This is a genomic window from Methylobacterium sp. E-005, assembly GCF_022829725.1.
Lineage (GTDB): Bacteria > Pseudomonadota > Alphaproteobacteria > Rhizobiales > Beijerinckiaceae > Methylobacterium.
In genome coordinates, this window is record NZ_JAKSYG010000171.1 from 132,445 (window position 1) to 158,772 (window position 26,328).

Annotated in this window: 16 protein-coding genes and 1 pseudogene; 14 read left to right on the top strand and 3 right to left on the bottom strand. The window is 63.9% G+C overall.

Translation table 11 applies throughout. The features are described 5' to 3' along the window. The first annotated feature begins 599 nt into the window (after positions 1 to 599). From MKK88_RS18750 to MKK88_RS18780, 7 genes are read left to right on the top strand one after another with little or no spacing between them, the layout of a single operon-like run. A complete protein-coding gene (locus tag MKK88_RS18750) occupies positions 600 to 3,638 on the top strand; it encodes a BPTD_3080 family restriction endonuclease (RefSeq protein ID WP_244002343.1) in 3,039 nt (1,012 codons plus the stop codon). Further along, entirely contained in the window at positions 3,638 to 5,506 is a 1,869-nt protein-coding gene (locus MKK88_RS18755; protein WP_244002344.1) for a DUF262 domain-containing protein, read from the top strand. The genes MKK88_RS18750 and MKK88_RS18755 overlap by 1 nt, the downstream gene beginning before the upstream one ends. Then, positions 5,506 to 8,451: a site-specific DNA-methyltransferase gene (locus MKK88_RS18760; protein ID WP_244002346.1), complete on the top strand. Its 2,946-nt coding sequence runs from the start codon at positions 5,506 to 5,508 to the stop codon at positions 8,449 to 8,451. Before MKK88_RS18755 ends, MKK88_RS18760 begins: the two co-directional genes overlap by 1 nt. Before the next feature lies 1 nt (position 8,452). After that, a complete protein-coding gene (locus MKK88_RS18765; protein WP_244002348.1) occupies positions 8,453 to 8,668 on the top strand; it encodes a hypothetical protein in 216 nt (71 codons plus the stop codon). A gap of 20 nt (positions 8,669 to 8,688) precedes the next feature. Then, positions 8,689 to 10,752 (top strand): 3'-5' exonuclease, encoded by a 2,064-nt coding sequence (locus MKK88_RS18770; RefSeq protein WP_409566676.1) that lies wholly within the window; start codon positions 8,689 to 8,691, stop codon positions 10,750 to 10,752. A gap of 54 nt (positions 10,753 to 10,806) precedes the next feature. Continuing rightward, entirely contained in the window at positions 10,807 to 12,507 is a 1,701-nt protein-coding gene (locus MKK88_RS18775; protein WP_244002352.1) for an RNA-directed DNA polymerase, read from the top strand. After that, positions 12,500 to 14,050, top strand: coding sequence for a DNA polymerase (locus MKK88_RS18780; RefSeq protein ID WP_244002354.1), 1,551 nt, complete (start codon positions 12,500 to 12,502; stop codon positions 14,048 to 14,050). Before MKK88_RS18775 ends, MKK88_RS18780 begins: the two co-directional genes overlap by 8 nt. An 86-nt stretch (positions 14,051 to 14,136) precedes the next feature. Here the strand turns inward: MKK88_RS18780 and MKK88_RS18785 are convergent, their stop codons facing one another. Then, a complete protein-coding gene (locus MKK88_RS18785; RefSeq protein WP_244002356.1) occupies positions 14,137 to 15,390 on the bottom strand; it encodes a tyrosine-type recombinase/integrase in 1,254 nt (417 codons plus the stop codon). Between the two features lie 283 nt (positions 15,391 to 15,673). On the opposite strand from MKK88_RS18785, the gene MKK88_RS18790 reads away from it, so the two are divergent. Beyond that, on the top strand, positions 15,674 to 17,440 hold the full coding sequence (locus tag MKK88_RS18790; RefSeq protein ID WP_244002358.1) for a DUF6538 domain-containing protein: 1,767 nt from the start codon (positions 15,674 to 15,676) through the stop codon (positions 17,438 to 17,440). 408 nt (positions 17,441 to 17,848) lie between these two features. Here the strand turns inward: MKK88_RS18790 and MKK88_RS18795 are convergent. Then, positions 17,849 to 18,665: pseudogene (locus MKK88_RS18795) on the bottom strand (transposase); the annotation flags it as partial. Positions 18,666 to 18,791: 126 nt separating this feature from the next. Here MKK88_RS18795 and MKK88_RS18800 point away from each other — a divergent pair. Continuing rightward, a complete protein-coding gene (locus MKK88_RS18800; protein WP_244002408.1) occupies positions 18,792 to 19,115 on the top strand; it encodes an autotransporter domain-containing protein in 324 nt (107 codons plus the stop codon). 254 nt (positions 19,116 to 19,369) lie between these two features. On the opposite strand, the gene MKK88_RS18805 is transcribed toward MKK88_RS18800, so the two are convergent. Continuing rightward, positions 19,370 to 20,002 carry a tyrosine-type recombinase/integrase gene (locus MKK88_RS18805; RefSeq protein ID WP_244002360.1) on the bottom strand — a complete coding sequence of 211 codons (633 nt, stop codon included), beginning with the start codon at positions 20,000 to 20,002 and terminating at the stop codon, positions 19,370 to 19,372. A 591-nt stretch (positions 20,003 to 20,593) separates the two neighbouring features. Between MKK88_RS18805 and MKK88_RS18810 the strand changes: the two genes are divergently transcribed. The 5 genes from MKK88_RS18810 (at position 20,594) to MKK88_RS18830 (ending at position 26,318) form a co-directional block, all read left to right on the top strand. Beyond that, positions 20,594 to 21,544, top strand: coding sequence for an SMP-30/gluconolactonase/LRE family protein (locus MKK88_RS18810; RefSeq protein ID WP_244002362.1), 951 nt, complete (start codon positions 20,594 to 20,596; stop codon positions 21,542 to 21,544). A 175-nt stretch (positions 21,545 to 21,719) separates the two neighbouring features. After that, a complete protein-coding gene (locus tag MKK88_RS18815) occupies positions 21,720 to 23,507 on the top strand; it encodes a thiamine pyrophosphate-requiring protein (RefSeq protein WP_243985989.1) in 1,788 nt (595 codons plus the stop codon). A 15-nt stretch (positions 23,508 to 23,522) separates the two neighbouring features. Further along, positions 23,523 to 24,617, top strand: a complete 1,095-nt coding sequence (locus MKK88_RS18820; RefSeq protein WP_244002364.1) for an enolase C-terminal domain-like protein — start codon at positions 23,523 to 23,525, stop codon at positions 24,615 to 24,617. Beyond that, entirely contained in the window at positions 24,607 to 25,644 is a 1,038-nt protein-coding gene (locus tag MKK88_RS18825) for a hypothetical protein (protein WP_313902329.1), read from the top strand. The genes MKK88_RS18820 and MKK88_RS18825 overlap by 11 nt, the downstream gene beginning before the upstream one ends. A gap of 14 nt (positions 25,645 to 25,658) precedes the next feature. Continuing rightward, entirely contained in the window at positions 25,659 to 26,318 is a 660-nt protein-coding gene (locus MKK88_RS18830) for a gluconate 2-dehydrogenase subunit 3 family protein (protein ID WP_244002368.1), read from the top strand. The last annotated feature ends 10 nt before the right edge of the window (positions 26,319 to 26,328 follow it).

Sequence of the window (26,328 nt, forward strand, 5' to 3'; positions counted from 1 at the left end):
GGGTGATTGCATTCTCCTGAAGTTGGCGGGTCGTGATGACTACAAGGGTCGGATCGAGGTGTTCGGCGAGCTGATGCGCCGCGGTGCCGGTCAGGGTGAGCAGGCCGTACACCTCATTCCCTACGGTTCCGTCGAGCGTCTCGGCGCTCGACGGAACCGTAGGGCCAAGCGGCAAACACCGGCACTGCAAAAACAGGCCCTGGGGTGTGGGCCCCCGGTATACCGTATAGTTCGAGTGCTGGCAGCTGCCTCACCCGCCGACAAAAATCTGACTGAATGAAATCTTCGGACAAAATGTCCGGGTGGCCGTGATCATCTCGTCTGGACGAGGAAATTCGGAAACGGATCGCGAGCCCGACCGATCTGGCTCGGCGGGCCGCAACTGAGATCACTGCCGCAAAAGGCGGCAGGATGGCGTCGAATTGCCGGATCCAGGCTCCAGCGCTTTGCCGCTTGAAGTGTGGGCCAGCTTGAAGTTGCGCGCATGGCACAGTGTGCAACTTCTCAACCGCTTGGCTCTCAGGCTGCTCGCGCCTTCTCGTTGTTCTCGATATCTATCCCGCGGGAAGACTAAAAGAACCGTCCTCGGGGGAGACAGCGTGGCGAAGCCGTTCTTCGAGCAGCCGATCCTCAACTCGCCCTACGAGGTTCCCACCCAACATCACGCGCTGGATGCAGACGGCCAGCCCCTCGACCAGCAGCCGGTCCAGGGCCGTCGGCGCTCAGCGCTCATCACGCCCGTGCCGAAGGCGAAGAAGCAGCGCGGCAAAGGCAAGCAGGCGGACCTCGGTCTCGGCGACGGCTCGGGCTTGTCCTCGGCGGAGCAGGCCTACAATCCCACACCGATTATCAACGAGATCCGCGGGCATGTTGCCTCTTGGCGAGCGCTGCCCAATCCGGCGGACTGGGGCGTCACTCCTGCGACCCAGCGGCTGCTCCAGCACTGGCGGCGAGATCACGATTGGCACGGGCCCCGGCCGTTTTTCTGCCAGGTCGAAGCCGTCGAGACCGCAATCTGGCTCACGGAGGTCGCAAATCGGCAGCGCCAGTATGCGCATCTGATCCGCCATATCGAGGGCGCGAACGAAGGCGCCAACCCTGGCCTGCCGCGGCTTGCGCTCAAGATGGCGACCGGGGCCGGCAAGACCACCGTGATGGCTATGCTGATCGCGTGGCAGACTATCAACGCGGTCCGCAGTCCGAACGCGAAGCATTTCACCCGGGGCTTCCTGCTGGTCACGCCGGGGATCACGATCCGCGATCGCCTGCGCGTGCTGATGCCGGGCGATCCCGACGCCTACTACGACAAGCGCGAACTGGTCCCGGCCGACATGCTCCAGGACATGGGGCAGGCCAAGATCGTGCTGACGAACTACCACGCGTTCAAGCGCCGCGAGACACTGGAAGTCTCAAAGGTCGGACGCTCACTGCTCCAGGGGCGGCACGCGCCGATCGACACGATCGAGTCGGAGGGCGCGATGCTCCAGCGGGTCTGCCGCGAGCTGTTGCCGATCAAGAATCTCGTGGTGATCAATGACGAGGCGCACCACTGCTACCGCGAGAAGCCCGGTGCCGCCGAGGACGCGGTCGCGGCCGAGGATCGCGAGGAGGCCAAGCGCAACGCTGAGGCCGCCCGGCTCTGGATCTCCGGGATCGAGGCGCTGAAGCGCAAGGTCGGACTGCGCGCGGTCTACGATCTGTCGGCCACGCCGTTCTTCCTGCGCGGCTCGGGATACCTGGAGGGCACCCTGTTTCCGTGGACGGTGAGCGACTTCTCGCTCATCGACGCCATTGAGTGCGGCATCGTTAAGCTGCCCCGCGTGCCGATCGCCGACAACGCCGCGAGCGGTGAGGTGCCGCTCTACCGCGAGCTGTGGGAGCACATCGGCAAGGCGATGCCTAAGAAGGGCGCAGGCAAGGCTGGCACCCTCGACCCGCTTTCTCACGTCTTCCCGAGCCAGCTCCAGACGGCGCTCCACGCTCTCTACGCGCACTACGAGAAGACTAGCGAGGCCTGGGAGCGAGCCGGCATCGATGTGCCGCCCGTGTTCATCGTCGTGTGCAACAACACGGCGACTTCCAAGCTCGTCTACGAGTGGATCGCTGGCTTCGAGCGCCCCAACGCAGACGGTGAGGCCGAGACGCGGCACGTCGGGCACTTGCGCCTATTCCGCAACTACGATGACAACCGTCAGCGTCTTGCCAAACCTAACACGCTGCTCATCGACAGCGAGCAGCTCGAATCGGGCGAGGCCCTCGACCCCGCCTTTCGCGACATGATGGGGCTGGAGATCGAGCAGTTCCGCCGCGAGCGGATCGAGCGCGGCGTCGATGCGGTCACGGCGGCCGAGACTACGGATGCAGACCTGCTGCGCGAGGTGATGAACACGGTCGGCCGCAAGGGGCGGCTTGGCGAGCGCGTCCGCTGTGTCGTCTCGGTCTCGATGCTGACCGAGGGCTGGGACGCCAACACCGTTACCCACATCCTCGGCGTGCGCGCCTTCGGCACACAGCTCCTGTGCGAGCAGGTGGTCGGGCGTGGTCTGCGCCGCCAGTCATACGAGTTGAACGACCAGGGACTGTTCAACGTCGAGTATGCCGACATTCTCGGCATCCCGTTCTCGTTCACGGCCGAGCCTGTGATCTCGGTGCCGGCGGCCCCGCGCAAGCTTACCCGCGTCCAGGCTCTGCGTGAGCGCGCAGACCTGGAGATCGGCTTCCCACGCGTCGAGGGCTACCGCTTCGATCTGCCAAACGAGCGGTTGACCGCGACCTTCAACGACGACAGCCGCCTCGTCCTGACACCGGAGAACGTCGGCCCGGCCAAGGTGCTCATGGCCGGCATCGTCGGCCAGCAAGAGACTCTGGACGCTGAGGAGGCGTTCAAGACGATGCGGCCGAGCGAGCTCTCGTTCAAGCTCGCCAAGCGCCTGCTGGAGACGCGCCTACGCGACCCGGACGACCACCTTCCCGTCCACCTGTTCGGGCAGGCCCAGCGCGTCGTGCGGCTCTGGCTCGACGGTGATTATCTCGTCGCCAAGGGCGTCCCACGGGCCGCCGTGCTTTACCCGCAGCTCGCTGAGCAGGCGGTGGAATTCATCTACCTCGCCTGCCAGCGCTCGATCCCGGACGCCAAGCGCATCAAGGCTGTGCTCGACCCCTACAACCCGGCAGGCTCGACCCGGGTCGTCAACTTCACCACCTCGAAGGCAATCTGGGAGGCCGACCCGAGCAAGTGCCACGTCAGCCACGTCGTGCTCGACTCCGAGTGGGAGGGCGAACTCGCCCGGGTGTTGGAGGCGCACCCGCGGGTGCTCGCCTACGTGAAGAACCAGGGGCTTGGCTTTGAGGTGCCTTATCGCGACGGGGCCGTCCCGCGTCGCTACCGGCCGGACTTTCTCGTGCGCCTGAACGACGGCCGGCCCGATCCGCTCACCCTAGTGCTGGAGACCAAGGGTTTTCGCGGCACCGACGCGCAGCTCAAGGCCGAGACAATGGCCGTATCCTGGGTGCCGGGTGTCAACGCGTTGGGCGCGCATGGTCGCTTCGCCTTCCACGAGTTCCGCGACGTGTTCGCCATCGAGACGGCTTTTGGCGAACTCGTCGACACGCTCATCAATCATTCCAAGGCTGCGTGATGACTACGTTCACCACCAACCCTGTCTCGCTTCACACTCTGCTGCAGCGTTGCGAGCAGGGCGACATCAAGCTTCCGGACTTCCAGCGCAACTGGGTTTGGGACGAGTATCGCATCCGGAGCCTGATCGCGTCCCTCTCGCAAGCATTCCCGGTGGGAGCCTTGATGACGCTGAAGTCGTCCGGGAAGACGTTCACGCCGCGTGCAATCCAAGGCGCTCCGGCTCCGGCCGAAGCAGCGACCGAGAGTGAACTGCTCCTCGACGGCCAGCAGCGGATGACTTCGCTGTATCAGGCGCTCGTCCGGCAGGCACCGATCGATAAGATCGACGTCTTCTACTACTTCAACATCGAGATGGCGCTCGATACGTCCGTCGACCGCGAGGACGCCATCGAGGCCCTTCCGAAGGATCGCGTGCTGCGAACCAATTTCGGCAAAGACATAGTCCGCGATCTCTCTACTCCCGAAAAAGAATACGAGCACCTTCGCTTCCCTCTAAATCAGGTCTTTGACTGGGACAGATGGCAGGAAGGCTTCTGGGATTTTTGGGAGGGCGACAAGGCGAAGCGCGATCGTTTTAAGCTATTCAAGGATCGAATCCTCGAAGCCTTCAAGAAATATCAAGTTCCGGTCATCTCTCTAGATAGCTCGACCACGAACGAAGCCGTGTGCCTTGTGTTTGAAAAAGTAAACACTGGTGGAAAGCCGCTTGATGCATTCGAGCTGATTACGGCTATGTTCGCCGGTAAAGGCTTCAAACTGCGGGAGGACTGGGCAAAGCGCGCCGCCGCTCTTAAAAAATTTCGGGCCCTAGAGAAAATCGCGCCGACGGAGTTCCTCCAGGGTATCGCACTACTCCATTCGAAGGCGCAGCGCGACGCGGCTGAGGGCAAGGAAGACCGTCCGCCACCGGTCAGTGCGACCCGCAACGCTCTACTGGCGCTCCCCGTCGAGGCCTACCAGGCGAACGCAGACCGGCTGCAACTCGGTTTCGAACGCGCGGCCAAGTTCCTGCACACGCAGCGCATCTATCGCACGCTCGACTTGCCCTACCAGAGCCAGATTGTGCCGCTCGCGGCGATCCTTGCGTCTCTGGGCGACCGCTGGGAGCACGAGCAGCCAAAGCAGCGAGTGCGCACATGGTACTGGTGTGGCGTGTTCGGCGAGCTCTACGGCTCGGCGATCGAGTCCCGCTTCGCCAAGGATCTTGTCGAGGTGCTGGCCTGGATCGATGGCGGCTCGGAACCCTCGACTGTTAAAGATGCGAGCGTGCGCGCAAGCCGCATCCGCGAACTACGCTCGCGACAGTCCGCAGCCTACAAGGGCGTCAACGCCTTGCTGATGAAGAGTGGGGCCACTGATTTTCGGTCGGGCCAGGATTACGATCACGCGGTGTTCTTCGACGAGAGCGTCGACATCCACCACATCTTCCCGCGCGACTGGTGCCAGGGGCAGAAGCTGCATCCGGCAGCATTTGACTCAATCGTCAACAAGACGCCTTTGTCCGCCAAGACGAACCGCACGCTGGGCGGGGTCGCACCGAGCAAGTATCTGAACCGCTTGGAAACGGCGAACCCGCCGGTCGACCCTGCAAATCTCGACGGCTATCTGCGCAGCCACGCCATCGACCCCGCCCGACTGCGCGCCGACGACTTCCACGGGTTCTTCGCCGCACGCCTCGACGGGCTCCTCGACCTGATTGACGACGCGACCAAGCGCCCGGCGTTGCGGGACGTGCCGCCGGCCATGGAGGCTGCCCCGTCCGGACACGATCCTGCACCCCCGCTCGATCAGGACGACGGGGGCGAGGCGGAGTCTGAGAACGCCGTCCTCGCTGACGACGCCGCCCTCCTCAGCGAGGTCCGCTGATGGCCCGCAGCCCGACCAAGTCTGTCGAGACTCTCACGCACGACGAGGCCGCGCGGAAGAACATCCCCACCGCCGAGTTGCAGAGCTTCGCCGAGGCCGAGGAGGCGATCACCGGCTTTGCGCCCGATTCCTATCCTCGCGCCCGGCCGCTGCCAAAGGGCGAGACGCGGCCGCGTGACTTGGACCTTGACCCGCAGATCGTCTGGAACGGCGCCCGCATCCGGCTCACGAAGGAGCAAGTGCAGGCGCTGATTGAGACCGGCGAGACGGCAATTGGCGATGCACAGCTAGTCTGGCGCGGTAAAGACCAACAGGACTGGTCCGACCTAATCGTCCAGGCGCCGCCTCTCTACATCCAGGAAAAGATCCACCCGAAGGCTATCGTCGATGAGCTACGCCGCGCCGGCGCGCTCCGGCCCGAGGCTGACGTTCCTGACCTATTTGCCGATTTCAACGGTCTCAACCCGGAGGCGCGCACCGAGTTTTACGCTCACGATCAGCACTGGTCGAACCGGATGATCCTAGGCGACTCGCTTCAGGTCATGGCCTCACTGGCGCAGCGCGAAGGCCTCAAGAGTCAAGTCCAATGTATCTACTTTGATCCCCCTTATGGCATCAAATTCAACTCAAATTGGCAGGTCTCAACACAGTCTCGCGACGTCAAGGATGGCAAGCAGACCGATATATCTCGCGAGCCCGAGCAGGTGAAAGCATTTCGTGACACTTGGAAAGACGGTATACATTCGTATTTGACCTATCTTCGTGATCGATTGACCGTCGCGCGGGAGCTTCTGCATGAGAGCGGATCTATATTCGTGCAGATCGGAGATGAAAATGTGCACCGTGTTCGAGCGGTGATGGACGAGATTTTCGGCCCGGATAATTTGATTTCTCAAATTGCATATCAGAAAACTACCGGAGCCACATCCGATTACATTCCCGGAACGCTGGATTACATTGTATGGTATGCAAAAAATAAGTCCCATGCGAAATTTCGGCCTCTCTTTCAGCTTAAGACGCCTGGAGAGGAAGGGGCGACAAAGTACAAAAAGGTCATTGATGTCGATGGCGCGCGACGACTGGCGACGTCTGACGATCTTATCGCGATCAAAGCAGGGGGTACTAAGCGTCTCTACACCGACGATAACTTGACTAGCCAGAGCATGGGTCGAACTAAGGGCGAGGGAGCGGCTTCTTGGTTTAAAGTGAATTATCTTGGACGCGAATTTACACCCACTATGCAGTCTCGTTGGAAAACAAATGAGAAAGGTATGGCGCGCCTCATCTCGGCGGGCCGCGTCGAGCCAAGTAAAAACATTCTCCGGTACGTTAGAGTGTTTGATGATTTTCCTGCGTTCCCGCTGGTGGATTTGTGGAGAGATATTGGAGGTATTCAGAGCCGATCAGACCCCAAAGTTTACGTCGTGCAGACATCAACCGTAGCTATCGAGCGGTGCATTCTCATGGCCACCGATCCTGGTGACCTTGTTCTCGATCCCACCTGCGGGTCCGGGACGACGGCTATGGTCGCTGAGCAGTGGGGCCGGCGCTGGATCACTATCGACACAAGCCGCGTCGCTCTGGCGCTGGCTCGCACGCGCCTAATGTCTGCTCGCTACCCCTACTATTTGCTCGCCGACAGCCCCGAGGGCCGGGCCAAGGAGCAGGCGGTCTCGGGACGCCCGCAACCGCAAAGCGCAGCTTACGGCGACATCCGACAAGGGTTTGTCTACGAGCGAGCGCCGCACGTGACTCTCAGGTCGATCGCCAACAATGCCGAGATTGATGTGATCTGGGAGCGGTTCGAGGCTAAACTCGAACCCCTGCGCGCGGCGCTGAATGGCGCCCTCGGGCAGGAGTGGGAGGAGTGGCAGATTCCCCGCGAGGCCGGCTCCGGCTGGCCGGGAGCGGCGCGTGACATGCACGGCGCATGGTGGGAGGCCCGGATCGCTCGGCAACGCGAGATTGATGCCTCGATCGCCCGCGCCGCCGACGTTGAAATGCTTTACGACCGGCCTTACGCCGATGCCTCGAAGGTCCGGGTCGCCGGCCCGTTCACGGTCGAGAGCCTCTCGCCTCACCGCATCATCCCCTCGGACAGTCTCGAACTTGATGAGGAGTTCGAAGCGCTGAACGGGCGCCGGGAGCGGACGAGGGCTGGCACGCCGACGCAGGACTTCTCGGCGATGGTGCTGGAGAACCTCGCCGCCGCCGGGGTCCAGGGTCGCGACCGTGCCGACCGGGTGCGCTTCACCATGCTCCAGCCGTGGCCCGGCCGCTTCATCGGCGCCGAGGGGCGGTTCGTCGAGGGCGAAGGCGAGGGCGTCGAGCGACGGGCGGCGATCCTGATCGGTCCCGAGTTCGGCACGCTCTCCCGCCCCGACCTCGTTGCCGCCGCTCGGGAGGCCGCGGACGCGCGCTTCGACGTGCTGGTGGCCTGCGCTTTCGCCTACGACGCGCACGCAAGCGAGCTGACCAAGCTCGGGCCGCTGCCGATTCTGCAGGCCAAGATGAACCCCGACCTGCACATGGCCGACGATCTTAAGACCACGGGCAAAGGTAACCTGTTCGTGGTGTTCGGCGAGCCCGACATCGAAATCCGCCGCCTCGACGGCGACCGGCTTGAGGTGGAGGTGAAGGGTGTCGACGTGTTCGACCCCAACACCGGCGACGTGCGCTCTGACGACACGTCGGGTATCGCCGCTTGGTTCGTCGACACCGATTACGACGAGGAGAGCTTCTTCGTCCGCCACGCCTATTTCCTCGGCGCGAACGACCCTTACAAGGCGCTCAAGACTGCACTGAAGGCCGAGATCGACGAGGCTGCGTGGGCCACGCTCTACCGGGCGACCAGTCGACCATTCGTAAGGCCGCGCACGGGGCGGATCGCCATAAAAGTGATCAATCACTTCGGTGATGAGGTGATGAAAGTTTACGGAGTATGAGATGAACGAAGATCTAAGGCGTCTTAAACAGCTTGCTGGCATCAAAGAGGATCAAAGCGATAGCAAGGTGGTAGTTTTGCTTCCTCGCCGGCCCGCCGAACAAATGCGTCAACTTCTTGATAACCTGAAGGAAATTTGCGGCGATCCGAGCGCATGGCATCAAATTGAGATAGATGGACAAATATACATTGCTACTGGGGTGGAACGGGATTTGTAGTCGGCAACAGGTGGATGAGTATGGACTTCCGCATCGCCGACACCTTCACTGCTGCGCTCGCCCGGCTACCCGCCCAGGAGCAGAAGGCGGTCAAGACGTCGGCTTTCGATATGCAGCTCGACCCCTCCGGGCCGGGTCTGCAGTTCCACCGGATTGAGGCGGCGCGAGACCCGAACTTCTGGTCTGTGCGGGTCAACCGCGATATCCGGATCATCGTCCATCGCACCGCAGGCAGCCTGCTACTCGCCTACGTTGATCATCACGACAAAGCCTACGCCTGGGCTGAGCGGCGCCGCATCGAGGCCCACCCGCGCACCGGCGCTGTGCAGATCGTCGAGTCGCGCGAGCGGGTCGAGGAGGCTGCGCCCGCCCTGTTCGCTAAGGCGCAACCCGAGCAGCTGGCGCCGGAGCCCGCTTTGTTCGACGCGCTCCAGCCCGACGACCTGCTCGGCGTCGGCGTCCCCGAGGACTGGATCGAGCCGGTCCGCGCGGCGACCGAAGCGCGCTTCTTCGACCTCGCTGGGCACTTGCCGGCCGAGGCCGCCGAGGCCCTGCTGGAATTCGCGGCTACCGGCCGCCTGCCGAAGCCTCTCGAACCGGCAGCCGACCCCTTCGCGCACCCGGACGCGCAGCGCCGCTTCCGCGTCATCGAGGATGTCGAGGCGCTGCGGGCTGCCCTCGACGCGCCCTGGGAGCGCTGGTCGGTGTTCCTGCACCCCTCCCAGGCCGGCGTAATCGCGAAGACCTACGGCGGCCCCGCCCGGGTTGCTGGCTCGGCTGGCACCGGCAAGACTGTGGTGGCGGTCCACCGCGCTGTGCGGCTCGCTCGCGCCAACCTACACGCTCGGGTGCTGCTCACGACTTTCTCGAAGCCGCTTGCCGATGCGCTCCAGCGCAAGGTCGACATCCTCGTCGCGGCGGAGCCGAGCACGCGGGGCCGCATCACCGTCGCGCCCTGGGATGGGCTGGCAGATGAGCTGCACCAACTCGTGCACGCGCGCCGGCCCCGGGTCGCGGCGCTGGCTCAGATCCGGGCAGCTCTCGTCGAAGCTACGGGCGGGACAGCCGCGTGGTCTGAGCGGTTCCTGATGAGTGAGTTCCGCCATGTGGTTGACGCGTGGCAGGTTACCGACGAGGCGGCCTATGCCGATACACCCCGCCCCGGGCGCCGCAGCCGACTAGGCGTCAAGCAGCGTGCCGCCCTCTGGCCGATTTTTACGGCAGCCCGTACCCGCCTCGCCGCCCAAGGTCTCGCGACCTGGGCGGGCGTGTTCAGTGGCCTCGCCGCGCATTACGGCGCGTCCGCCGTGCCGCCCTTCACACACGTGGTCGTAGACGAGGCCCAGGATCTCGGCGTACCGGAACTGCGCTTCCTGCGCGCTCTCGCACCCGAGGGCGATGACCGCCTGTTTTTTGCGGGCGATCTCGGCCAGCGCATCTTCCAGCCGCCGTTCTCGTGGAAGGCGCTGGGCATCGACGTGCGCGGCCGCTCGACTACGCTCAAGGTAAACTACCGGACCTCCCATCAGATCCGCGAGGCGGCCGACCGCCTGCTTCCTGGCGCCGTTCAAGACATGGACGGGCGCGAGGAGACGCGGAAAGGCACGGTCTCAGTCTTCGACGGGCCACATCCTCAGGTGCTGAAGCTCGCCGACGAGGCCGCCGAACGCGAGGCGATCCGGGCCTTTCTATCCACGGCCCGAGCAGAGGGCATCGCTCCGGCCGAGATCGGCATGTTCGTCCGAAGCCGTGCTCAACTTGATCGCGCTCGCGCAGTCGCTCAAGCGGCTGGCCTCGTGCCCGTAGAGCCGGGAGATGCGCCCAGCAAAGCGGGCGAAAGCGTGACTGTCGGCACGATGCACATGGCGAAGGGGCTGGAGTTCAAGGCCGTAGCTGTGCTCGCGTGCGACGATGGCGTGCTGCCGCTTCAAGAGCGGATCGATACGGTCAGCGACGAGGCAGAGCTGGAGGAGGTCTACGAGACCGAGCGGCACCTGCTTTATGTCGCTAGCACTCGCGCGAGAGACCGCCTCCTTATCACCGGCGTGCGTCCAGTCTCGGAGTTTCTCGACGACCTAGGATAGAGGCTATTGTCGAGTAGGCGATAACCATTTGCTACCGAACGAGAATGGTCTTTCGTGTCAGATGACAACCAACTACGTGGGGATCTCGATTATGCCCTTACTGCAGCCTTTTGGGAAAAGGGCCAAGCTCTCGGCTTCCCGATCCAGTTTCATCTTGTGCTCAAACATCTTCGACAGGACATGAGGGATGACTGGTACTTCGATTGCTTACAATATGACGATCTGTTTAAGAATCCCGATGAGACTAAGCGAATCATACTGTCTCTGCTGCAGGAATGGAACGGTGCGTACCGCGGCACTCGTAGCGTAGTAAGAAATATACCTAAAAAAGGATACGGAGAACGGTATGGTCTAGAGACCGACTTTTTTGATCGTTTTATCTATCAGGCGATCTGCAGCTTTCTCATCCCTTACTACGATAGGTTGCTCAGCCATCGGGTGCTTAGCTACCGGTATGACTCTGCGCCGTCGAGCTCAAAATACTTGTTTAAAAATAAGATTGACCGTTGGTTCACTTTTGAGGGCGTGACTCTAACGTTTGTCCGATCGAAGCAATATCTACTCGTAACTGATCTCAGCAATTTTTTCGAAAACATCTCGCGCTCTCAAGTCATCGAAGCTTTGGAAAATTCTATTCCCGATATCGTAGCGACCGGATCGGAGAAACTCCACATCCGCAATGCTATTGGTACTTTGGACCGGTTGCTCGAACAATGGATGTTCAGCGGTGATCATGGCCTACCGCAGAATCGGGATGCGTCAGCATTCTTTTCTAATATCCTACTTTCTTCTGTTGATCAGGAGATGGCAAAAAAAGGCTATGATTACTACCGATACGTGGATGACATACGTGTTCTGGCCGATACGGAGCTGCAGGCCCGCCGAGCGCTCCAGGACCTCATTAGGGAGCTGCGGAGGATCGGCCTGAACATCAATGCAAGTAAGACCGAGATACTTCCGCCCACCGTTTCGAAAATGACGCTGGCCACCTATTTTCCCTCCCAAGACGGTTCGACCGTCGCCATCAATCAGATGTGGCAATCTCGGAGCCGCAGGATCGTAACTCGCTCGGTCGCATACATTTTTGAGATCTTGACCGATTGCATCGCAGCCAGGGAGACACAAACGCGACAGTTCCGCTTCGCCGTGAACCGCGTGGCGCAAATTGTGGAGTCGGGGCTCTTCGACGTCGGCGATGCCCTTTCCACCACACTACTCGACACACTCTCTCGCTCGCTTTCGGAACATGCCGTATCGACGGATCAATACTGTCGATTGATTGCAACTCTCGACCGCGATGGGCGCTGTCTTCCGGCGCTGGAGGCCTTCCTCTTAGCAGAAGAGGGGGCCATTCACGATTGGCAGAACTACAATATATGGATGCTACTTGGGGCGAGAAGGTATCGATCGGATAGATTAGTCGAGCTTGCCGGCCGTAAAATTACGGAGGACATTAGATCAGGTGAAGCCGCTGCCGTCTTAATATGGTTGCGATGTATAGGTGAGACCGCGATTATTCGCAAATGCATCGAAAAATTCGACGTCTTACCTTACCAGAATGCGCGTTACTTCCTTATCGCTTCCTCCGTGCTTCACAAAGACGAGCTGAAGCCACTGCACGGCCATGTGCCAATCTGCCTCAAAGGTACAGGATCAAGAGCCGAACGCCACGCAAATGAGGAAGGTCTTCCATTCGCGAAACGAGAGAAGCCCGATTTGCTGAATCTTGTCGACGAGGTTAGCGAATATGATTGATCGAGATTGGAGGTTGCTTCTGTTCGTAAAGGATTTTACTGGTAGGGGCGCGGACCGCTTCTACTGGTTTCAAGACGAAAAACTAGTCGAAACCGATGCACAGGATGTTGTCAAATTTTCCGGCGCAGTAGTTTGCCACGATTTTTGGATTATACGCGATGCTCTGTTCGATAAGACGAGGACGTTGCCGAATGCGGTCATTGACCTTGACGAGTTGCGCATATCCGTCAGCGGAATTCCTGGAGACCGTCTAGCGCGCGAGAAGTACGACATAACTGCTGTGCTGGCGCAGCAAGGCCTCGACCAGGGTGTGTGCGCCGCCTACAAGCAAATGTTCAACAAGAGCATACCGTTCGAGCCAGAGGTTGGGGTAAGGGCGGCAGCAGCGCTTACGGAGTTGTATCTCGCCTTACTTCAGCACGCTCAGTCTGCAGGCGAAATGGAACGTTTCTTCACCGTTGAAGTGCCGGTCTACAGAGTCCTGCAAGGTGCTATGGCCGCTGGTATCGGCATCGACAGTCGGCGCCTATCGGAAATGCGCGCAGAGGCAGAGCATGACTACTTCACGTGCTTGAAAAAATATTCTGCGAAACACGGCATGCCGCTGGAAACGCCAAGTAGATCGGCTTTGGAAGACAGGCTGCGTTTGGAGGGTTTCGAACTAGACGACGTCTCGATCGAATACCTCCTCGAGTACGTGCCGCACGAGCGCGATTTCGGTAGCGACACGATGGCACTACAGGCGGCGGATGCCGCTCGACGGGTACTCGGTTCACTTACCTTATCGACCACCGCCATACGGCCCGTTGTGGACGTGTTTGGTTCCAGGACCTCGCGCATTCATCTGCGTAGCCCAAGTCTGCAGAATATTCCAAAGAAATATCGCGGCATCATCGTAGCGTCCGAAGGTGCCGAGTTGAGCTACGTGGACTTCGACCAGTACGAGGTTGGGGTCATGGCGGCGCTCTCGGGGGATCCGGAACTTGTGAAACTCTACGCCGCAGGCGATATGTACGATCTTTTCGCCACTACGCACCTTGGGCTTTCAGGGAATAGGAAGGCTGCGAAGCAACTCTTCCTGTCCTACGCTTACGGGATGAGTAAGAAGGCCCTGATTGATGCGGCAGTTTCGCTGGGCGTGGATCGGCCGCGCGCTAAGAGCGCTTTAGGGCTGTTCGAGCAGTACGAAGCCTGGAAAAAATCAGTCTGGGCTGATTTCGAGGCTACTGGTCGCGTGACGACTCTGATGGGCAACCATTATGTACGCGGGCGACGCGGTCCGCTGTCGAGCAAAGAGCAGCGATCCGCAGTGAGCCAGGTCGTGCAGGGGACAGCATCGTTCATCTTCAAGCAGACGCTACTAGACGTCAGCAAACTGGACGACGTTACCGTCATCCTGCCGATGCACGACGCGCTTCTATTCGAGCACAGATCGGAAGATACACCCGGCAATGTAGTGAAGATATTCCAGAACGCAATGACGAGATCGCTGGATGGTCGCGTGACAGGAAAAGCATCTATTGGCGCTTTTGCCATAAGCTGAAGACGCGTCGACATTGATTCCGACGCGAGAAAGTAGCGCGTCAACTTATATTTGATAGGGATACATTTAATTGACTACTGCATTCTTTAGGCTGGAATCGCTAAATTAGGCGCCGTTCGGCGGATCGTGTCGGCGACGAAGGACGGCGCCAAGTGGGCGTAGTGCTTCTCGGCCATCCGGGTGCCAGAATGACCGAGCGCCTCCGCGACGACGATCAGCGGCGCGCCGTTCCGCACCATCGCGCTCGCGTAGGAGTGCCGCAGCTCGTGCAGGGTGATGCTCTCAAGCTTCGCTCGCTCTAGCGCCGCTTTGAACGCCCGCTGATACTGCGCGGGCTTCCAAGCCTCGCCGCTCTCGCCGCGCAGCAGCGGCGCGCGAGGATCCCGCCCGATTGCCAACCGTTCGAAGAGCGCCGAGCCGCCGGCAGTCAGGGGGATGTGGCGAGCCCGGCCATTCTTGCTCCGCTCGATGAATACGGTGCCGTTCGCGCTGTCGAAATCGCGGACCGTAAGGGCGGCCAGCTCGCCGAAGCGGGCTCCAGTAATTAGTGCCGCCGCAACTAGGTCCCGCAGGGCACCCTGCGCAGTGTTCAGCAGCCGCCGCTGCTCCGCTGCGTTGAGGAAGCGAACCCGGGCCGCTCCCGTGTCCCGGAACGGCTTGAGCAGGCGCCACGCACGGTCGCTCTCGACGAGCTGATGCTGATAGGCCCAGTTCAGCGCGGCCTTGAGTAGCGTGAGCGTGCGATTGGCCGTGTCGCGGCGGCGGCGGAGCGCCTCCGGGTCCGAAACGTCCACATCCTGGGTGTTGGCCTTCGCGGCGTGTCGGCCGGTCCTCAGCCGCTTCGGCGCTGTCACCATCGCGTCGCGCCAGCGTCGCAGCTTGTCGAGCGTCAGATCCGTCACGCGCAGCGGTCCGAATTTAGGGAGGATGTGAACGCGCGCCCGTGACCGGGCGTCATAGATCGCCTTCATTCCTTCCGCCGAGCGCGCTTCAAGGTAGCGCTCCAGCGCGTCGGCTACCGTCAGGGCCGGCTGTGCGTCCGGCGCGGCGCGCAGCGACTTCACCCAGGCCCGAGCCGCTTCCCTCGCCTGCTCATGCGTGAGGATGCTGGTCCCGTCCGCGGCGGACAGATCGTCCGCCCTTCCGAGCTTTGTCTGAACGCGCTTGCCGTCGGCCGAGCGGGAAGCTGCGAGCCATGATCCCCCCTGCCCTCTCGTGCCACGCCCGCGCCGGTAGCCCAGTCGGAGGCCGGGGCTGATCAGCTCCCACTCCGGCGCGTCCGAGGGTGGCAGATCGGATCGGCTCGTGCGGCTTGCGAGGACGCTGCGGCGGCGCGGCATCGTCGATCCTTTTCGTTGTCGAAATCGTTGCTGACAATGCCACGAAACGAGCTGGAACGCAAAGGTACGTAATGGTATAAGCTATTGAAATGCAACGGGTACCAGGGCGTCCCAGGGAGTGTCGGCATGTGTCAGATGTCGCCCTTTCACGGCGAAAACACGGGTTCGATTCCCGTAGGGCGCGCCATCTGCCCGTAGGGCTGCTTCAAGTCCTTGTTCGTCAACGTTTGCACGCCCTTCGGCCCGCTTGCACCGTGGCCGGATGCATAACATCGTGCATAACATGGCCGACGAATTGGGCGTCTCCAACCATCTCACCACTCGCAACGGCGTGTGCCAGTACGTGCGCCGGGTGCCCGAGGACCTGCGCGCTGCCTTCCCGTTCGCCCGGGTGCAGAAGTCGCTCGGCACGCGCGATCAGCGTTTGGCTCGCGCCGCGGCGCTCGACCTCGACCGGCTATGGGATCGGCGCTTCGCCGAAGCTCGCCGGGCCAAGGGGCTGTCCGTCCTGCTCGGTGGGCCGGTGCGGCTCGGCACCGAGGATTGGACATGGCCCGACTGGCAGGCGCTGGCGACGTGGTTCGGCGCGAGCCTCGCCGAGCAGGATTGGCGGGCACGTCTCCGGAACGTGGTCGGCGGCGCCTTGGCGTCCGACCCAGATGCGACGACCCTCCCGCGGCGCGACCAGGCGACCGTCATCGAACACATCGCTCGCGGGCGCGAACTGCGGTCGATGACCGTGGCGGAATACGCGAGCACGCGCCTTGCCTTCGTCCAGAGCCACGTCCGCCGGCTCGGCATCAGCCTCAGTCGGACGGCGCCGGAGCACGAGCGGTTCATGGCCGCCTGCCTCGGGGCCGAGCTCACCTACCTCGACGCGTTCCACCTACGCGAAGCCCGCCGCGGCGGTCTGGATCAGCCTCATCCCGACACCATCGCCGGCCCTTGGCGGGAGAGCCGTGCGTCTGGTCCGGCCGAGCAGGGCGATCGAAAAGCCGAACCCAAGTCGATCACCGCCAGACCCGAGATCGGAACGCCTACCGGGAAGACGCTGGCGACTTGCCGGGCGAAGTGGATCGAGAACCGCACCAAGGCCAGGAAGCAGGTCCGGCCGGAGTACCTGCGCGAGATGGACCAGACCATCGCCGCGTTCGAACGCCACGCGGACGTGAGCGACATCGGCGCGATCCGCCGTCGGCACGTGCTCGCCTTCCGCGACCACCTCGGGGGCGGCGACCACGGTTACAAGACCGCGACGATCAACAAGAAGGTCGGGTTCATCACCTCGTTGATGGGTACGGCCCTGAACGCGGGCTGGGTCGAGACGGCGCTGGGCGGCGACATCTTTCTCGAAGTCCCGGAGGACGAGGGACAGCGGGAGCCCTACGCCGAAGCCGATCTGGCAGCGATCTTCGCCCACCCGGTCTTCACCGCCGGCCACCGCTTCACCCGCGCCAAGGCCTGCGGCGAGTTGCAGTTCTGGCTGCCGCTGATCGCCTGCCTGCACGGGATGATCTCGTCCGAGATCCTGCAGCTCGGGCCCGACACCGTGCTGCCGCATCCGGACGCGCCGGACATCCTCTGCTTCGTGGTGACGAACGCGGGCGACCGCCGGGTCAAGACGCTGGCGCGGCGCCGCTACGTGCCGATCCGACGCGAGTTGCTCGACCTCGGCTTGTCGGATCTCGTCGCGGCGACGCGACGGGATGGACACCCGTTCCTGTGGTCGGAGATGCGGGCGCAGGGCAACGATGTGACGCGGGTCTCCGGATACTTCTCTTCCTTCTGGGCATCGTTCAGCCGCGCGGATGTCGGCATCACGACGGCGGGAACGAGCCTCTACGGATTCCGCCATGCCTTCCAGGATCGGCTGGCCGGCGCGGGCTACGGCGACGAGGTGAAGAAGGCGCTGATGGGCCACGCCGACAGCGGCATGACCGGCCGCTACGGCACGAAACGTCAGCCGCGCGCCGTCAATATCATCGAACTCGATAAGGCGATCCAAATGCTCAAGTGGCCTTTCATGACGAAAATTAAGATTTTAAAATAGATTAATCTGCGTCATCTGTAGATCTAAAGTCGATCAAACTTGTGTAATATGTTGCAGGACTGAACCAAAAGGGAGGTACGACCAGTAGCCAGTGTACTTATAGACCGATTTTTTTGTTTATTATTGGGATTTAAGTTAAATATGGCAGTTGAAATACACAAATTTCTTTATCCTTCTCGTGTGTTTATAGGGGATGATCTTGATGTCCTCCAGTGGCGAAGCGATGGCTCGTCTGCTGTCGCTTCGACCTAGCCTTTCGTCGCGGACCCCGGATCGCCGCGCGCAAGCTCATCCTCCAGTCTGGTGTTGCGTGCCATACGCGCGAGCAGGTCGGGCAACCGCACGGGTACGTAGACCGGCAAGGAACAGATCGTGTTAGTCCGTCACGATGAAGGCGTAGCGAACCGCAGCCAAGGCGAACACGGACTGCAGCCAGAGCTGCAGGCGCAGCGGCACCAGATCGGTGCTGACCGCGACGGCGTAGGCGACGTCGCGGGCGAGATGGGCGAGGCAGGTCTGGTGGCGGACAGCTTGTCCCTGCTGGGCTATGTAGCGGTCCGAGATCCACACCGCCGGGCGGTGGCCATCCATCGTCTCCCGCACCACGACGGCCCCGCGCATCGGAGACGCGCGATGGACCACCGCCTCGCCAGAGCGGAACACCCAGTGGTAGGTGTTGCTGCCCTCGGTCCGAACGCCGGTCTCGTCCGAGGCGACGACCTTGGCCCGGCGCAGCGTCGTAATGGCGGCCTCGCGGCCGGGCCGGAAGCGGGCTTGCGCGCCGGCGGAGCAGGTTCATCAGCCCGCCCTGGCTGAGCGTCAGGCCGAACAGGCCGGACAGCGCCGCCTGCAGGCACTCGTAGGAGTGCGCCTGAAAGGTCTTGAGGTAGGTCGCCACCGCGTGCAGCCGCAGGCCGAAGGGCGTGCCCCGCGCCGCCTCCGGCACCGGCGCGGCGACGCGAACCCCGCAGGACGGGCAGCGCACTGCCAGCCGCCGATGCCGCGTCACCACCAGCGCTACGGCGGGCAACTCGATCCGCTCGGCGATGCTGACGCCTTCGGCGGGCAGGTCGCCGTGCAATGGACCGCCGCAGCACGAGCTGCGGTGAGGGCGATGGTCGACGACCGTGTCGGGATCGCCGCTGATCGCCCGGCTATGGCCCTCGTGGCCCGGCTTGGCCCCGCCGGGCTTGGCCTGCGCCCGCCGCTCCTTGCGGTCGGTGGAGACGGCGGCTTCGCGCAGGGCTACGTCGAGCCGTTCGCGGGCGGGGCGGCGATCAGCATCCGGCGCGAAGGGTTCACCGAGACCGGCGGCGTCTCGGCACTGACGGTGTACGGGCGGGACTAAGACGTGCAGCCGGCCACAGTTGGCCTGCAGGGGCAGGCGGTGCTGTCTGCGCTGTTCGGGACCGATCTGCCGGTGGTGGCGCGGGGCCTGATCGGCTACCGACGTGCGCTCGGGGACGTTGTCCCGCAGGCGCTGCTGGCATTCGGCGGGGGCGGCCAGGCGTTCCTCACCGCGGTGGTGCCGATCGAGCGGGACGCGGTGGTAGCCTCGGCCGGGCTGGACGTGCAGGTGGCGGCCAACGAGACGCTGGGGCTGAACTACACCGGTCAGGTCGGCGAGCGGGCCCACGACCACGCGGTCAAGGGCAACTTCTCATATCGGTGGTGAGATGACAGACCGGGTTGCTGCGTCCGCCCGGGCTCCGTAGCGTCGCCGTTATGCGAATGCCCGGATGCACAGCAGCCCATGTCCGCTTCTCGCCTTTCTAATTTCGGCTCCCTATCCTTCTCGGATGATCGCCCCGCGGCAAGGAAAGTCAGCTTCGGGGTGCCAGTCGGGACAGGCCTGAGTGGCCGAGATGGGCGCTTTGCAGCTGGGCTGGTTTGGAAGCCCCTCGACACCGTAGCCGAGGGGCCAAACGCTCAAATCTCAGTACCCTCGGCCAGGGTCAGAGCATCCTCGACGTCCACACCAAGGTACCTGACCGTGCTCTCGATCTTCGTATGGCCGAGCAGAATCTGGACGGCACGCAGGTTGCCGGTCCGCTTGTAAATCAATGACGCCTTCGTGCGACGCAGGGAATGGGTCCCGTAGTCCTCGCTTCGCAGCCCGATGCCTGCAACCCACTCGTCGACCAGGCGTGCATACTGCCGGGTGCTGATGTGCGTGACGCCGTCGAGCCTGCTCGGGAAGGCATAGTCGTCAAGCGTTCCACCCCGGGCCTCCAGCCATGCCAGGATGCTGGTGCGGGCAGGTTCCAGCAGTTCGAACTGTACCGGCCGACCGGTCTTGCGCTGAACGACGATGGCCCGGCTACGGACGCGACCACCGCTGACGAGATCGCCGATCTTGAGCTTGACGATGTCGCAGCCGCGCAGCTTGCTGTCGATGGCGAGGTCGAACATCGCACGGTCGCGCACGCGCCGTTCGCGGTCGAGCCAGAACCGGATGGCCCAAACCTGCTGAGGTTTGAGGGCGCGCTTGGCGCCGAGCTTGCGACCGGCGTTCCAGGCCGGCCGCCCTTTCGTGACCGGATCGTATGCGGAGTGTCCCATCGTTTATCTCCTCGCCGGCCAATGCCGGCGAGGCGAGAAGACACCCAAGTCAATACCTATGAGGTGAGGCCAGCCTAAGCAGACGGGCTGGTTGCGACCCAACGCAGTCGTTCACGCGCGACCGTGCTGTTCCCGAAAGCAGACGTAATTTGGGCCGTTGCTATGACGGTGATGCGCCCATCCCGATCATTCACATGGCTTTGACAACGTCCCGTAAGCAACTGCTACCAGCTGCGATCAGCCGTTTGTAGGAGGATACACTACCGAACGATATTCTGTGGTCGGGCTTGCGATCACCTGTGCGCCCGTCTCCAAAATGGTCATCCATGCCGCGCCGACGACGAGGTTCGCGATTGCGTTCGACCATCGGGTACGCGCGCCGACAGTAACCTTGCCCCTAAGGGGCCGGGTGCGGTCGATATCGAACAGGTCGGCGTTCTCCTTGACTCATGACCTTCGACGAGCCCGCGTTCTTTAGATCGTACCCGACTAGTAAGCCGGGGTGGCGGGAGAACGACATCGACCCGACGGAATTAGCCATCCGAGACATTCCTCACTTGGGTGCCTCAAGATCTCGATCAGGGAGGGATCATGAACGCTGAACCCGCGTCGGACCTGCTGCGTCGAACCGGTCCGCCCGAGCCCGTCCCCCACGTCGATCCACCCCGGGCGTCCGACCCGCGCTTCACTGAGGTAGTGCCCCACCATGCCCGCCTCGTCTCGCTCTACGACCAAGCGATCTTTGGCGAGGGTCCGACCTGGTGGCCCGCACGGGACATCCTGGTCTGGTCGGACGTCGAGGGGCGCCGAGTGCTCGGCTGGCACGCCGACGGCTGCGTGCGGGTCGTCATCGATGCCACGCCGTTCACCAACGGCAACACGGTCGACCGGGACGGCAACCTGATCCATTGCGAGCATGGCAACCGCCGCCTGTCACGCACGTCCCCGGACGGGCGCTACGAAGCCCTGGTCGAGACCTACGAGGGACGTCGCTTCAACGCCCCGAACGACGTGGTCTGCGCCGCCGACGGCGCCCTGTGGTTCACCGATCCGTCCTACGGCCTCCGCCTGCCCAGGCAGGGGACGCTGGCGGAGTCCGACCTCGGCCACCACAGCGTCTACCGCGTCGATCCGACCACCGGTGCGGCGCGGCGCATGGCGGACCTCGGCCAACCGAACGGGCTAGCCTTCGCGCCGGACGGGCGCACCCTGTACGTCAGCGACACCTCTCGAACCGAGGGCGGCGACGGGCACACGATCTACGCCTATCCGGTGCTGGACGACCTGACCCTGGGCGAACGACGGGTGTTCGCCGAGCTCGAGCCTGGCGTGCCGGACGGCTTTCGCGTCGACCGCCGCGGCTGGATCTGGACGAGTTCCGAGGCAGGGGTCCAGGTCTTCTCCGCCGAGGGGCACCGCCTCGGCCTGATCCCGACGCCGCAGGCGTGCTCCAACCTCTGCTTCTCTCCCGGCGAGCGACGGTTGTTCGTCACCTCGAAACAGCATCTCTACGCCCTCGACCTGGCCGATCCTGCCGACTGAGGCGACATCACGGTATCGTTAGACCGCGCTGGACGACGGCAGGAACCGGGCACCGGATGTCGTGTTGGCCCCGAGCGAAGGACGGCGCCCAATGGAACACGTCGGCTCGATCCCGCCTCCTCCGACGTACGTTCGCACGACGGGCGTCATCGCTACCCTTCCCCGAGGATTTCACATGGCCGAAGCCGTCGCCGACTTCTTCTGGAAACGCCTGGCCGAGTGGGGGGTGAAGAAGATCTTCGGCTATCCCGGCGACGGCATCAACGGCCTGCTTGGGGCTCTGCAGCGCAACGACCTGCCGTTCGAGTTCATCCAGGTCCGGCACGAGGAGATGGCCGCGTTCATGGCCGCGGCCTACGCCAAGTTCACCGGCGAGGTCGGCGTGTGCCTCGCCACCTCCGGCCCCGGCGCGACGCACCTGCTCACCGGCATGTACGACGCCCATCTCGACCACGTGCCGGTGTTGGCCATCGCCGGCCAGCAGGCGCGCAACGTCAACGGCGCGCACTATCAACAGGAGTTCGACCTCACGAGCGTCTACAAGGACGTGGCGGCCTACGTGCAGCAGGCCTCCTCGCCCGCGCAGGTCCGCCACATCGTTGATCGCGCCATGCGCATCGCCAAGGCCGAGCGGAAGGTCTCCGCGATCATCCTGCCCAACGACCTGCAGGACGTCCCCTACGAGGCGCCGGTGCGCAAGCACGGCAACACGTTCTCCGGCGTCGGCTACACGGCCCCGAAGGTCGTGCCATTCGATGCCGACCTGCGCCGCGCCGCCGACGTGCTGAACGCAGGCAAGAAGGTCGCGATCCTGGTCGGCGCCGGTGCGCTGCATGCCACCGACGAGGTCATCGCTGTCGCCAACAAGCTCCAGGCCGGCGTCGCCAAGGCGCTGCTCGGCAAGGCTGCGCTGCCCGACGACCTGCCCTTCGTCACCGGCACCATCGGCCTGCTCGGGTCCAAGCCGTCGTCGGACATGATGGAGGATTGCGATACCCTTTTCATGATCGGCTCTGGCTTCCCCTGGGCAGAGTTCTTGCCGAAGGAGGGGCAGGCCCGCGGGGTACAAATCGACATCTCCCCGGAGATGCTCTCACTCCGGTACCCGATGGAGGTGCCGCTGTGCGGCGAGTCCGCCGAGACCCTGCGGGCCCTGCTGCCGCTGCTGGAGCAGAAGAAGGAGGGCGGCTCCTGGCGCACCGGCATTGAGAAGGGGATGGTCTCCTGGTGGAAGGAGGCCGAGGACCGGGCGATGGCGAAGGCCAACCCGGTCAACCCGCAGCGCGTCACATGGGAACTGTCGCCCCGCATGCCCGAGCGGGCGATCATCACATCGGATTCCGGCTCCTGCGCCAACTGGTTCGCCCGCGACCTGAAGATGCGCCGTGGCCAGATGTGCTCGCTCTCAGGCGGCCTCGCGTCCATGGGTGCCGCGGTCCCCTACGCCATCGCCGCCAAGGTTGCCCATCCCGACCGTCCGGTGATCGCGCTGGTTGGCGACGGGGCCATGCAGATGAACAATATGGCCGAGTTGATCACGGTCTCGAAGTACATGCACCGCTGGTCGAACAAGACCTGGATCTGCTGCGTGTTCAACAACGAGGATCTGAACCAGGTCACCTGGGAACAGCGGGTGATGGAAGGCAACCCGAAGTTCGAGGCGAGCCAGACCATCCCGAACGTGCCCTACCACAAGTTCGCCGAGCTGATCGGCCTGAAGGGCATCTACGTCGATGACCCCGCCAAGGTCGGTCCGGCCTGGGACGAGGCGCTGGCGAGCCCGGTGCCGGTGGTGCTGGAGGTCAAGACCGACCCCGAGGTGCCGCCGCTGCCGCCGTTCTTCACGTTCCAGCAGGTGCAGAACTTCATGTCGATGCTCGGCAAGGGCGACCCGAAGGAGCGTCATCTCCTGGTCGACACCGCGCGTCAGGTGCTGAGTTCCGTCCTGCCCGGCAGCAAGTAGGACGGCTTCCGCGGCATGCGTGACGATCCGAAGATCGGGGCGGTGCGGGCACGGGCCTACACCGTACCCACCGACGCGCCCGAGGCGGACGGGACGCTCAGTTGGGACAGGACGACCCTCGTCGTCGTCCACGTCGAGGCCGGTGGTGAGACCGGCCTCGTATACAGCTACGCCGATGCTAGCGTCGCGCGCCTGATCGAGGCGACGCTGGCACCGCGTCTCACGGGTATCCCTGCGTTCGACGTCCCACGGGCGAACGCGGTGCTATGGGGCGCGGTGCGCAACCTCGGTCGCTCCGGGCTTGCGGCGACCGCGATCTCGGCACTCGACACCGCGCTCTGGGACCTCAAGGCTCGCCTCCTCGACACGCTGCTTGCAAGCCTGTTCGGTCGGGCACGGGACGCCGTCGAGATCTATGGCAGCGGCGGCTTCACGAGCTACGACGACCGGCAACTATACGATCAGCTCGCCGCTTTCGTCGAGCGGGACGGCTGCCGGGCGGCGAAGATGAAGGTCGGCAGCCGACCGGAGCGTGATCCGGCACGCATGGCGTCGGCGAAGTCGGCCATCGGCGACGCCCACCTGTTCATCGATGCCAACGGCGCCTTCACCCCGAAGCACGCCGTCGCGGTCGCGCGGGCGGCCGAGGAGTTCGGCGTGGCGTGGTTCGAGGAGCCAGTGACGAGCGACGATCCCGCCGGCATGGCCTCCGTCCGCGCGATGGCGCCCGCCGGCATGGAGATCGCGGCGGGTGAATACGTCTACACCCTGGACGACCTGCACGGCCTGCTCGCTGCCGGCGCGGTCGACGTCGCGCAGGCGGACGTGACCCGCTGCGGCGGATACAGCGGCTTCCTGAAGGTCGCGGCCCTCTGCGAGGCGGCGCATATCGACCTGTCCGGCCACTGCGCACCCGTCCTGCACCTGCCCGTGGCGGTTTCGGCGCCGCGGTTCCGGCACCTGGAATGGTTCCACGACCACGTCCGCATCGAGCGGATGCTGTTCGATGGGGCGCCAGTGCCCCGCGACGGCGCGATCACCCCCGATCCGACCAGGCCGGGCCATGGCCTCACCCTCAAGAAAAGGGATGCCGATGCCTATGCCGTCTGATCACGGCGCCCGCCCGCCGGAGCGCCATCACGCCCCGGGGATAAAGCGGCGCGTCGCCCCGGTGAGGGCCGAAGCGACCGTGCACCCGGTGGTCGTCCTCGTCGCCGCCGCGGCCGGGGCCGGTCTCCTGACATGGTTCGCGGCCGGACGTTCCAAGCGCCTCGGATCGGCCACGGCGGGTCGTCGCTTCAGCCCGCGTGGGCGCGCGGTGACCGCGAGCGCCGCCCAGCGCCTCAACCACGCCTCCACGATGCTGGCCGCCTCGGTGCTGTTCGATTCCGGCCTGGAGCATTACCGCGGCCAGTTCTTCAACCGGGCGATGTACACCCCCATCATCGTGTCCAGCGTCACCCTGGCGGCGTCCCTGCACGGGGCGGGCGACACCGACCCCGGCAGCTCCCGCGTCCGGCACGGGGTGCAGGCGCTCGCCGGCCTCACCGGACTGATCGGCTTCGGCTTCCACGCCTACAACGTCGGCAAGCGCGAGGGCGGCTACTCCTTCCAGAACCTGTTCTATTCCGCCCCCATCGGCGCGCCGATGGCGTTGACGCTGGCCGGCATCCTCGGCGTCGTCGCCGAGCGCGTCCGCGATGCCGATCCCGGCGAGCCCCGGCTCGCCGGCTTGCCGGCCGGGCGGGCGTTGGCGGTCGCCACCGCCGGCATGCTGGCGGGCACGACCCTGGAGGCGGGGCTGCTGCACTTCCGCGGCGCCTTCCAGAACCCGGCGATGTTCGTCCCCGTCACCCTCCCGCCACTCGCCGCCGCGCTGCTCGTGCGCGCCGCGGCCAAGCCGGAAGGGGCGAGCCAGGTGGGCGCCAAGTGGGGAATGTGGGCGGTGTCCGCCATGGGCATCGGCGGGGTCGCGTTCCACGCCTACGGGGTCGCCCGGATGATGGGCGGCTGGGACAACTGGCGGCAGAACCTGATCGACGGGCCGCCGCTGCCGGCCCCACCCTCCTTCTCCGGTGTCGCGCTCGGCGGTCTTGCCGCCCTCGAACTCATCGAACGCGACCGCTTCCGCTTCTGACCCGAAAGAACATCATGCGTCCGAGACTGGACCTTTATCCGGGCTACGACGTGCTCGCGAAGCGCGACGGCCCGTCCTGGAATGCCAAGACCCGCGAGGTCCTGGAAGAACGGCTGGCGATCGGCCCCGAGACGCGTCGCTTCTTCGACGAGGCCGAATGGTCGACGATAACGGCGCTGGCTGAGCGGATCGTGCCGCAACCCGCCGACCGGGGGGATCCGGTGCCAGTGGCCGCCCTCGTCGACCACAAACTCGCGACCGATACCCGCGACGGCTACCGCAACGCCGCGATGCCGGAGGAGCGCGAGGCGTGGCGCCGAGGGTTGCAGGCCCTCGACGCGGAGGCGCGGGCACGGTTCGGCGCCCGCTTCCACGAACTCGGTGCCTGGGCGCAGGATGAACTGCTTAAGCTCGCCGAGAACGGCGAACTCACCGACGCCGCCTGGGCGGACATGCCCTCCAAGCTGTTCTTCCACCAGCGCATCCTGGCCGACGTCGTGAAGGCCTACTACGCCCACCCGACCGCCTGGAACGAGATCGGCTGGGGCGGCCCGGCGAGCCCGCGGGGCTACGTCCGCATGGACTTCGACCGCCGCGACCCCTGGGAGGCCGCCGAGGCCAAGCCCGGCCGCGAGGACGAGGCCTACGAAGAGAACCTTCGGGTCGGCCGATAAGGATACCTAA